Source organism: Rothia nasimurium (assembly GCF_004569295.1).
In the GTDB taxonomy this organism is placed as follows: domain Bacteria; phylum Actinomycetota; class Actinomycetes; order Actinomycetales; family Micrococcaceae; genus Rothia; species Rothia nasimurium_B.
In genome coordinates this window covers 1-9,681 of sequence record NZ_SPQC01000065.1, presented here as the reverse complement: position 1 = coordinate 9,681, position 9,681 = coordinate 1, and the positions used below count along the sequence as shown (strand labels likewise).

General features: G+C 58.8%; 10 protein-coding genes. 8 read left to right on the top strand and 2 right to left on the bottom strand.

From position 1 onward, the window contains the following. The 8 genes from E4U03_RS11895 to nrdF all read left to right on the top strand — a co-directional run. The coding region (locus E4U03_RS11895) for a zinc-binding dehydrogenase (RefSeq protein ID WP_135013941.1) at positions 1-936 on the top strand (936 nt) is incomplete at its 5' end. A 166-nt stretch (positions 937-1,102) separates the two neighbouring features. After that, entirely contained in the window at positions 1,103-1,543 is a 441-nt protein-coding gene (locus E4U03_RS11890) for a hypothetical protein (RefSeq protein WP_135013940.1), read from the top strand. Between the two features lie 137 nt (positions 1,544-1,680). Then, a complete protein-coding gene (locus tag E4U03_RS11885; protein ID WP_135013939.1) occupies positions 1,681-2,763 on the top strand; it encodes an App1 family protein in 1,083 nt (360 codons plus the stop codon). A 496-nt stretch (positions 2,764-3,259) separates the two neighbouring features. After that, positions 3,260-3,493, top strand: coding sequence for a glutaredoxin-like protein NrdH (gene nrdH, locus E4U03_RS11880; RefSeq protein ID WP_135013938.1), 234 nt, complete (start codon positions 3,260-3,262; stop codon positions 3,491-3,493). Between the two features lie 117 nt (positions 3,494-3,610). Beyond that, on the top strand, positions 3,611-4,057 hold the full coding sequence (nrdI, locus tag E4U03_RS11875; protein WP_185174643.1) for a class Ib ribonucleoside-diphosphate reductase assembly flavoprotein NrdI: 447 nt from the start codon (positions 3,611-3,613) through the stop codon (positions 4,055-4,057). Between the two features lie 44 nt (positions 4,058-4,101). Further along, entirely contained in the window at positions 4,102-6,201 is a 2,100-nt protein-coding gene (gene nrdE / locus E4U03_RS11870; RefSeq protein WP_135013936.1) for a class 1b ribonucleoside-diphosphate reductase subunit alpha, read from the top strand. A 209-nt stretch (positions 6,202-6,410) separates the two neighbouring features. Then, complete coding sequence (locus E4U03_RS11865) at positions 6,411-6,848, top strand: MarR family winged helix-turn-helix transcriptional regulator (protein WP_135013935.1); 438 nt, start codon at positions 6,411-6,413, stop codon at positions 6,846-6,848. Positions 6,849-6,957: 109 nt separating this feature from the next. Then, positions 6,958-7,932, top strand: coding sequence for a class 1b ribonucleoside-diphosphate reductase subunit beta (gene nrdF / locus E4U03_RS11860; RefSeq protein WP_135013934.1), 975 nt, complete (start codon positions 6,958-6,960; stop codon positions 7,930-7,932). Positions 7,933-8,159: 227 nt separating this feature from the next. On the opposite strand, the gene E4U03_RS11855 is transcribed toward nrdF, so the two are convergent. Together E4U03_RS11855 and E4U03_RS11850 are read right to left on the bottom strand one after the other, a co-directional pair. Next, complete coding sequence (locus E4U03_RS11855) at positions 8,160-8,600, bottom strand: hypothetical protein (RefSeq protein WP_135013933.1); 441 nt, start codon at positions 8,598-8,600, stop codon at positions 8,160-8,162. 14 nt (positions 8,601-8,614) lie between these two features. After that, on the bottom strand, positions 8,615-9,517 hold the full coding sequence (locus E4U03_RS11850; protein WP_135013932.1) for an N-acetylmuramoyl-L-alanine amidase: 903 nt from the start codon (positions 9,515-9,517) through the stop codon (positions 8,615-8,617). Positions 9,518-9,681 lie beyond the last annotated feature (164 nt).

Here is a 9,681-nt window from a genome sequence, read left to right as displayed (position 1 = left end):
ACCCACAGCACCCCGCACCCCATCTCCGGCGAAACCGCCCCCGTCACCATGGGCCACGAATTCTCCGGTGTCGTAGAAGCCCTCGGCGAAGGCATCACCGACCTAGAGGTAGGCGACCACGTCGTCGTTGAACCCTACATCGTACGCGACGACGTAGAAACCGGACCCGGCAACAAGGACTACCACCTCTCCAAAGACATGAACTTCATCGGCCTTGCCGGACGCGGCGGCGGCCTAGCCGAAAAGATCGCCGTCAAACGCCGCTGGGTCCACAAAATCTCCAAGGACATCCCCCTCGACGAAGCAGCCCTCATCGAACCCCTCACCGTGGGCTACCACGCCGTTGAACGAGCCGGGGGAATCAAGGACGGCGACGTTGCCATCATCGGCGGCGCAGGCCCCATCGGTCTGCTCACCGCAGCCGTCCTCAAAGCCCAGGGCGCAACCGTCATCATGAGCGAACTCTCCAGCCTCCGCCGCCAAAAGGCCCTCGATGCAGGAGTAGCCGACTACGCCCTCTCACCCGCCGAGGTAGACGTCGTCGAAGAAGTCAAAAAACTCACCGACGGCTGCGGCGCCGACGTCGCCTTCGAATGCACCTCGGTCAACGTCGTCCTCGACACCCTCTTCGACGCCATCAAACCCCAGGGCGTCATCGTCGTGGTCTCCATCTGGGGCGAGCCCGCCCAGCTCGACATGCAAAAACTCGTCCTCAAGGAAGTCGACCTCCGCGGCACCATCGCCTACGTCAACAACCACCCCGACACCATCAAGCTCGTCGAATCAGGCAAAATCAACCTCAAGCCCTTCATCACCGGCAAAATCGCTCTCGAAAACCTCATCGACGAAGGCTTCGATACCCTCATCAACCGCAACGAAACCGCCGTCAAAATCCTGGTCACCACCGACCCCGAGCGACTAGACAACGCTCACTAGTCCAAAACCGCCAGGACGCCACACCCCGGGCGGGCACCCTCACACCAGAGAGTGCTCGCCCCCACTACGTCCCCTCAACCTTTCATCAAGACTTTTAGCCACAAACTGTCGCCCACCGGCGCGTAGCATTACCCTAAGAGTCTGTGAAGACGCTATATTTTTATGTATGGCAAAGAAAAAAGTTACCGTAGTATCCGCGCTTGCGGCGACCGCCCTGCTCGCAGGCTGCGCGCAAACCATCGTACCCGGCATGGGCATCGAAGCAACTGACGGCTGGGGCGGCCGCGAAGATATCACCATCGAGGTAACTGCCGCACACAACGGCGCAGAGGTTCCCGCGACCATCACCGTCTACCAAGACCAGATGAGCTTCGACGGCAACCAGGCTGAATTCGAAGGCGAAGCCTTCTACAAGCTTACCTACGACAACCTCGCAGACCTCTCAGACTCACAAATCCGCGTCTCCGTCACCGCCGAAGACCCCGAAGCCGAGGTCACCTGCGCCATCAAGGGCACCGGCTACTCCCTCGAAGAAGGCGACCACGTCAACCACGCCAACGAAGCAGACGGCACCGGCAGCGCCACCTGCGTCCTCAACATCGACTAAAAACACCACCACACACCACACACAGGTGGGCACCAAAGACGGTGCCCACCTCTTCCTTTAACACCACACCCAACCACAACACACCAAAGCCCCACCCATAACATGCACCAACCACCCAAATATGAAAAACTAGGGCTATGACCACAGGGGCACACGAAATCCGCACCATCGTCGCAGAAGCAGCCGACGAAGCCGCCAACATCGGCTACCGCATAGGCGACAGCATCCACTCCTACCGCGAACGCCAAGCACAAAAACACGGCCTAGAACCCGTCATCGTACCCAGCGTCGGATACGGCACCAAAAACTGGGTACGCATCCTCGGCCGCGCCCTCTACAAAACCGACCTCTTTGAAGAATTCTTCGACTCCGTCGAAAAAGGCGACCCCACCATCGAACCCGTCCGCGGCTGGCGCTCCTTCACATCAGTCGCCATCTCCCACGCCCCCATCGACATCCACATCAACGGCCAACACCACCGCGTCCACGCCGACCGCGGAGGAGTAGTAGACGTCAAACTCAACATCACCCTAGAACCCGGCACCCACCAAGTCACCATCACCGCCCCCGGCAGCCAACCCGCCATCACCAGCGTCTACATCGTCCCCGAAGACCAAACCATCGGAATCATCTGCGACGTCGACGACACCGTCATGAACACCGCCCTACCCCGCCCCTTCGTCGCAGCCTGGAACAGCTTCGTCCTCAACGAACACGCCCGCTCCGCCACCCCCGGCATGGCCGTCATGATGGACCGCCTCCACCGCGCCCACCCCACAGCCCCCTTCATGTACCTCTCCACCGGCGCCTGGAACGTCACCCCCACCCTCCGCCGCTTCCTCCACCGCAACGGCTACCCCAAAGGCACCTTCCTCCTCACCGACTGGGGCCCCACCCCCGACCGCTGGTTCCGCTCCGGCTCCCAACACAAAGTCAACACCCTCAAACGCCTCGCCACCGAATTCCCCCACATACGCTGGATCCTCATCGGCGACGACGGCCAACGCGACCCCGAAATCTACAACGGCTTCGCCGTCCGCTACCCCCACAACGTCGAAGCCATCCTCATCCGCAACCTCACCTTCGGCGAATCCGTCCTCTCATCAGGCCGCGTCTGGGGCGACAACCGCGCTCGCGATATCACCAAGGGCGACCTCTGGCTTGAAGGCAATGACGGCACCGCCCTCTACGAGCAGCTCAAAGACCGCGGGCTCGTCTAAACAACCGCGCTTAAACACCTTAAGGGGCACCCTTGTCAAGCCTGACGGGGTGCCCCTTTGCGCGACACGCCCCCGGCAAAAAACCTTAAAAAATAGACCCGCGCAGCCCCCAAGACTCAAGGCTCAATTTAGGGTTGAAAGCCCCCGCCCTGATATCACGCGGGACGTCCGGTCTTAAGCCCCAGGGGGCTAAACAGCCCCTGAACTTAAGGTCACACACCGACCTGCAACCCCGCCTCAAGAAGCCCTTAATGTGGATAACTCCCTTAAAGCCCGCAAACGCGCGGAAGGGCTGTGGATAGCGTAGCGATTTAAAAAAATTTCGTAACAGACCACACTATGTAGGGCTAGGTGCGCTCCCCAAACACTAGATGTAGTATTAAATCTCGGTTCGGGCGACTAGAGAGAAAAGGCCGCCAGACCCTACACTAGCTCTTTCGAGAGCCCCTATGCCAGAAACCTCCCGCAACGCGCGGGACACCAAGGAGATACCCCAATGACCGTTACGGTGTACACCAAGCCTGCCTGCGTCCAGTGCAACATGACCTACCGCGCTCTCGACAAGCTCGGCGTCCAGTACAACACCGTTGACATCACCGAGGACCCCGCAGCCCTCGAACTCATTAAGGGCATGGGCTACCTGCAGGCCCCCGTTGTGATTGCCGGTGAGGACCACTGGTCAGGCTTCCAGCCCGACAAGATTAACGCCCTGGCCAGCGCCGCAGCCTAACCGCTGACCACCTGCCCGGGGAGCACCCGCCGCCCACAGGCGTCCGCACCCGGGCTTTTTCTTACCCGCGCCATGCGCGCCCACACCCACCACGACCAGATTCAGGCACCAGCCCCCATGGACACCACAGACACCACCGGCCAGCCCACCATCGTCTACTTTTCATCGGTCTCAGAGAACACCCACAAGTTCGTCCAGAAGACCGGAATAAAAAACATACGGCTACCGCTGAAGACCAGTGAAGACCCCCCACAGGTCACCGGGCCCTACGTGCTGTGTGTCCCCAGCTACGGGCGACCCGGGGGAGCTGGCTCCATACCGCCCCAGGCCGTGAAGTTCCTCAACAACCCCCACAACCGGGAACTCCTACAGGGAGTCATCGGCGCGGGAAACACCAACTTCGGTGACCTCTTCTGCGTAGCAGCAGACAAAGTCGCCGCCAAATGCCACGTGCCCGTGCTCTACAAATTTGAGCTCATGGGCACTGAAGAAGATGTAGAAACAGTTCAAGAAGGATTGGAAAAATTTTGGATTCAAAATTCCCTGTACCCGGCCTCAGCGTAGAACCCGGTCACGAGGATCCGAGCACCCCCGAGAAATACCGTGGCATGGGGTACCACGAACTGAACGCCCTTCTGAACCTCTACGATGAGAACGGCCAGATTCAGTTCGAAGCAGACCGTCAGGCAGCCCGCCAGTACTTCCTGCAGCACGTCAACAACAACACCGTCTTCTTCCATGACCTGGAAGAAAAGATTGACTACCTGGTCAAGCACCAGTACTACGAGCCCGAGGTTTTCGAGAAGTACTCCTTTGACTTCGTCAAGTCCCTCTCCAAGCTGGCCTACTCCAAGAAGTTCCGCTTCCCCACCTTCCTGGGCGCCTTCAAGTTCTACACCTCCTACGCGCTGAAGACCTTCGACGGCCAGCGCTACCTGGAACGCTTCGAGGACCGCGTGGTCATGGTCGCCCTGCTGCTGGCAGAAGGCGACGAGGCTTTGGCAACCAAGATTGTCGAAGAGGTCATCTCCGGCCGCTTCCAGCCCGCCACCCCCACCTTCCTCAACGCTGGTAAGAAGCAACGCGGCGAACTAGTCTCCTGCTTCCTGCTGCGTATCGAAGATAACATGGAGTCCATCGGCCGCTCCATCAACTCTGCCCTGCAGCTGTCCAAGCGCGGCGGCGGTGTTGCCTTCGCCCTGACCAACCTGCGCGAAACCGGTGCCCCCATCAAGAAGATTGAGAACCAGTCCTCAGGCGTCATCCCCGTGATGAAGCTGCTGGAAGACTCCTTCTCCTACGCCAACCAGCTCGGTGCCCGCCAGGGTGCAGGCGCAGTTTACCTGCACGCCCACCACCCCGATATCTACTCCTTCCTCGACACCAAGCGCGAGAACGCCGACGAGAAGATTCGCATTAAGACCCTCTCTCTGGGCGTTGTGATTCCCGATATCACCTTCGAACTGGCCAAGAAGAACGAGGACATGTACCTCTTCTCGCCCTACGATGTAGAGCGTATCTACGGTGTGCCCTTCTCAGACATCAACGTCACCGAGAAGTACTACGAGATGGTCGACGATGCCCGCATCAAGAAGACCAAAATCAACGCCCGCGAGTTCTTCCAGACCCTGGCCGAGATTCAGTTCGAGTCGGGCTACCCTTACGTCATGTTTGAAGACACCGTCAACAAGGCCAACCCCATTGACGGCAAGATTATCATGTCTAACCTCTGCTCCGAGATCCTGCAGGTTTCAGAGCCCTCGGTCTACAATGCTGACCTGGGTTACGAAACCATCGGTAAGGACATCTCCTGCAACCTGGGCTCCCTGAACATCGCCCTGGCGATGGACGGCGGCGATTTGGGCCAGACCGTCGGCACTGCTATTCGCGCCCTGACCGCTGTGTCTGACCAGTCCGATATCACCTCTGTTCCCTCCATCGAGCGCGGTAACTCCATGAGCCACGCCGTTGGCCTGGGCCAGATGAACCTGCACGGCTACCTGGCCCGCGAGCACGTCTACTACGGCTCTGAAGAAGCCCTGGACTTCACCAACATCTACTTCTACACCGTCACCTACCACGCGATTCGCGCCTCCATGGAGATTGCCCGCGAGCGCAAGGAGACCTTCGTAGGCTTTGAGAAGTCCAAGTACGCTTCGGGGGAGTACTTCGAGAAGTACATCAACGGCACCTGGGACTTTGAGACCGAGCGCGCCCGCGAGCTCTTCGCCGGCCACTTTGTGCCCACCGCTGAGGACTGGAAGCAGCTGGCAGCTGAGGTTGCCGAGCACGGTATGTACAACCAGAACCTGCAGGCTGTTCCGCCCACCGGTTCTATCTCCTACATCAACGGCTCCACATCGTCGATTCACCCCATCGCCTCGAAGATTGAGATTCGTAAGGAAGGCAAGCTGGGTCGTGTCTACTACCCGGCTCCCTACATGGACAACGAGAACCTGGACTACTACCAGGACTCCTACGAGATCGGCTACGAGAAGATTATCGATACCTACGCCGTTGCTACCCAGCACGTCGATCAGGGCCTGTCACTGACCCTCTTCTTCAAGGACACCGCCACCACCCGCGACGTCAACAAGGCCCAGATTTACGCCTGGCGTAAGGGTATCAAGACCATCTACTACTCACGTATTCGTCAGATGGCTCTTGAGGGTACCGAGGTTGAGGGCTGCGTCAGCTGCATGCTCTAAGGCCTGAGGTGGGGTAGGGCGTTGCACTGATAGGGCGCGGACGCCCGCCCCACCCGGACGGGGCCCGTCATCTTGTGTGGGTGGCGGGCTTTCTTTATCGCGGTATATAATCTATATAACTGATAAGTTAAACTGATTATTTTAGGCTGGCGCCCTTGAAAAATTTTTCATATAAGCAGGCGAGTACCTTACGTTACTCTATATTTAGAATGCATCGACGACTGAGGAACGAGACCGACTCGCATTCACCCCTCTCGTTTGCTGAAGAAACCGTGCTCGCCCAGCTCCAGGCTGCCCCGCGGCAAACCGGCGCTGAGCTGGCCCGTTTTCAACGTATGACCCCGCAGTCTATGAACAAAATCGTGGCCTCACTCCTGCGCCGCGGCTATATCGCCTCGGGCAAAAATCTGCACGACAAGCGCCGCAAGGAGCTCTACCTGACAGAGCAGGGGAGTGCCACTATCGACTCCATCATCAGCCGCCGCGACCGCTGGATTGTAGAACGAGCCGATGAGATACTCACCGCGGACGAGGCCGCGCAGCTCGCTGCGGCCCTGCCGCTGCTGCGCCGCCTCGTCGACAGAGAAACCAAAGCCGAAGGCCTAGCCGCCCTACAAGAAGAAGCGGGCGACGGCGTCCGCCCCTGAGATATTAAGCAAACCGAGCCGCTGGTGCGAAAACCGCCCAACGGTGAAAGAATAGAACCAAGCCTATTTCAGGCACTCCAACACCCCGACATGAGGAGAACCCATCACCATGAGTGAGAAGGTCGAACTGGTCAACCACGTTGAAGCCATCAACTGGAACCGCATCGAAGACGAAAAAGACCTTGAGGTCTGGGACCGTCTGACCGCTAACTTCTGGCTACCCGAAAAGGTGCCGCTCTCAAACGATGTGCAGTCCTGGAAGACCCTGACCGAAGAAGAAAAGCAGCTGACCATGCGCGTCTTCACCGGCCTGACCCTGCTCGACACCATCCAGGGCACCGTCGGCGCTGTCTCCCTGCTACCCGATGCCGTCACCGCCCACGAAGAAGCCGTGTACACCAACATCGCCTTCATGGAGTCGGTACACGCTAAGTCTTACTCATCAATCTTCTCAACCCTGGCGTCCACCAAGGAAATTGACGAGGTCTTCCGCTGGTCCACCGAAAACGAGCACCTGCAGAAGAAGGCCCGCATCGTCATGGACTACTACCAGGGCGATGACCCCCTCAAGAAGAAGGTCGCCTCAACCCTGCTGGAGAGCTTCCTCTTCTACTCAGGTTTCTACCTGCCCATGTACTGGTCATCCCGCGCCAAGCTCACCAACACCGCAGACCTGATCCGCCTGATCATTCGCGATGAGGCTGTACACGGCTACTACATTGGCTACAAGTACCAGCGCGGCCTCGAAAAGGAGACCGCTGAGCGCCAGGCAGAGCTCAAGGACTACACCTTTGACCTGCTCTACGAACTGTACGAGAACGAAGTAGCCTACACCCACTCCCTCTACGACGGCGTGGGTCTGAGCGAAGACGTTAAGAAGTTCCTGCACTACAATGCCAACAAGGCACTCATGAACCTGGGCTACGAGGCAATGTTCCCCGCCTTGGTTACCAACGTGTCACCCGCGATTCTCTCGGCCCTCTCACCCAACGCCGACGAGAACCACGACTTCTTCTCCGGCTCCGGCTCCTCCTACGTGATCGGTAAGGCCGTAAACACGGAAGATGAGGACTGGGACTTTTAGCGACACAAGTCACAGGTGGTCACGAGTGGTCATAAAACCTTGAAAAATAAGGGTTTTTTCGAGGTCGTGACAACGAGGAATCACGAGCTGTAATAACTAAAGGGGTTCAAAATGGGGTTCAAACCGAAAATTTGAACCCCATTTACACCTATATCACCTAGTCAAACACAAAAAATAGCCCCTCACCACTTCCCAAACTAGGGGAGTGGTGAGGGGTCTTCTTGTTCCTACTTGCCTAGGGCGTAGGCTGGGTTGCTGTATTCAGTTCCGGCGGTGTCGACCAGTTCGTAGCCGTCAGGAATCTCGGTTAGCTCAGGCTCTTCAGTCGGCTGTTCCTGTTCAGTTGCCGTTGCAGGTTCTACCTGCTCGACCGCTGGAGGCTGGGTGGTGCCTAGACGCCCGTGGTCGCCCTGCTGGGCCATAGCCAGCACCGAGCCAAGGTAAGCCTCGGTCTCAGCCTTCTTGCTTGGGGCAGCCCAGCCACCTACCACAGCGCCAACCAGGGAGAGCACCAGTGCCAGAGCAAGGACACCCTCAGTCGAAAGGGGCAGATTGAAAAGCTCGTAGGCCAGTACCGCTAGGGCGTAGCCGGCGGTGGTGCCACCGGTGGCGAAAGCGGTAGTGGAGCCGATGGAGCGGCGGCGAGTGGAGTTATCAAGCACGTTCATGGTTGATTCCTTTCTTACCAGCGGAAGAGTCCGCGCTTATCAGACTCAAACTCGGCCTTACGCGCCTGCGCCTGCTTGCCCTCGTCGTAGCCGAAAATCTGGCGAATCTTATGCCCGAAAGTGCCATCAGTAATGACGCCGGGAATGCCCAGACGGTAAAGGTTGAAGAGGTGCCGGGTCATACGCAGGGTTGAGTAAGTATCTCGGTTGTTGTCCTGCAACATCTGGGTGAGGGTGCGGCCGCCCCACTCGGAGCGGGGAGTATTGAAGATAGCGTTTTCGAGGTCTGCCTTGGTGGCCATTTCAAACCAATCTGTAGAAGGGGTAGAGGTAGTAGCGGGTGCGCTGGGTGCGCCCCCGTTGTAGTAGCCCTGGACCTTTGCCATGAAAGCGTCCCAGGGAAAGCCGCCGCCAACGTCCCAATGGTCGCTCATGCGGTAGACGCGGGAGGCCTGGGCGTGGTCAATGATGCCCTTTGCGCCTGCTGCGAGGTGGGCGTCGGTGAGCTTTACCGGGGGGATGTTGTTGCGTCGGCAGATGTCAGCGACCAGGCGGGCTGTGTTCTCCAGCAAGGCGGAGCTGTAAGCATCGTTCCAATCGGCGGTGGTCTGAGCCGCACGGCCTGCCTGCTCAATCTGGATGCCGTCCTCGTTGGTTCCCGGCGCTGTCCAGGCCATGTCCTTTTCGGGCACCCCCTGGACGATACTGTTGTTGTCGACGTTGTAGTGGGCTGAGGCCATCGCTGTGGGATTCAGGAACCAGCCTGCGCCAATAGCCTCAGCCACGGTGGCGTGCTCGTCGGTCTCCATCGTGTGAAGACAGATGAGGCGGGCGTAGCGGCCGTTGGTCACGGTGCGGTTGGGTGAGAGCGCGGTCGAGGTAACCAGCGAACTGTCTGGGGTGAAGGTGGTGGCCATGTGCCTCCTTTCATTAGATGGGTGCGCCCCCAACCTGGGGGGGGCTAGGGGCGCAGTGTTTTTGGGTAAAGAAAAAGCCACCTACGAGGTAGGCGGCTTCAAAAAATCCGGCATCAGCTGAATCAGCTCATCCGGGATAGGCGGAGCAGGCGGCGGCTGCTCCG

Bases quoted from the DNA above. Each gene is read 5' to 3' on its own strand.
- E4U03_RS11890 (WP_135013940.1), top strand. From the start codon at position 1,103: ATGGCAAAGAAAAAAGTTACCGTAGTATCCGCGCTTGCGGCGACCGCC.
- E4U03_RS11885 (WP_135013939.1), top strand. From the start codon at position 1,681: ATGACCACAGGGGCACACGAAATCCGCACCATCGTCGCAGAAGCAGCC.
- nrdH (WP_135013938.1), top strand. From the start codon at position 3,260: ATGACCGTTACGGTGTACACCAAGCCTGCCTGCGTCCAGTGCAACATG.
- nrdI (WP_185174643.1), top strand. From the start codon at position 3,611: ATGGACACCACAGACACCACCGGCCAGCCCACCATCGTCTACTTTTCA.
- nrdE (WP_135013936.1), top strand. From the start codon at position 4,102: ATGGGGTACCACGAACTGAACGCCCTTCTGAACCTCTACGATGAGAAC.
- E4U03_RS11865 (WP_135013935.1), top strand. From the start codon at position 6,411: ATGCATCGACGACTGAGGAACGAGACCGACTCGCATTCACCCCTCTCG.
- nrdF (WP_135013934.1), top strand. From the start codon at position 6,958: ATGAGTGAGAAGGTCGAACTGGTCAACCACGTTGAAGCCATCAACTGG.
- E4U03_RS11855 (WP_135013933.1), bottom strand. From the start codon at position 8,600: ATGAACGTGCTTGATAACTCCACTCGCCGCCGCTCCATCGGCTCCACT.
- E4U03_RS11850 (WP_135013932.1), bottom strand. From the start codon at position 9,517: ATGGCCACCACCTTCACCCCAGACAGTTCGCTGGTTACCTCGACCGCG.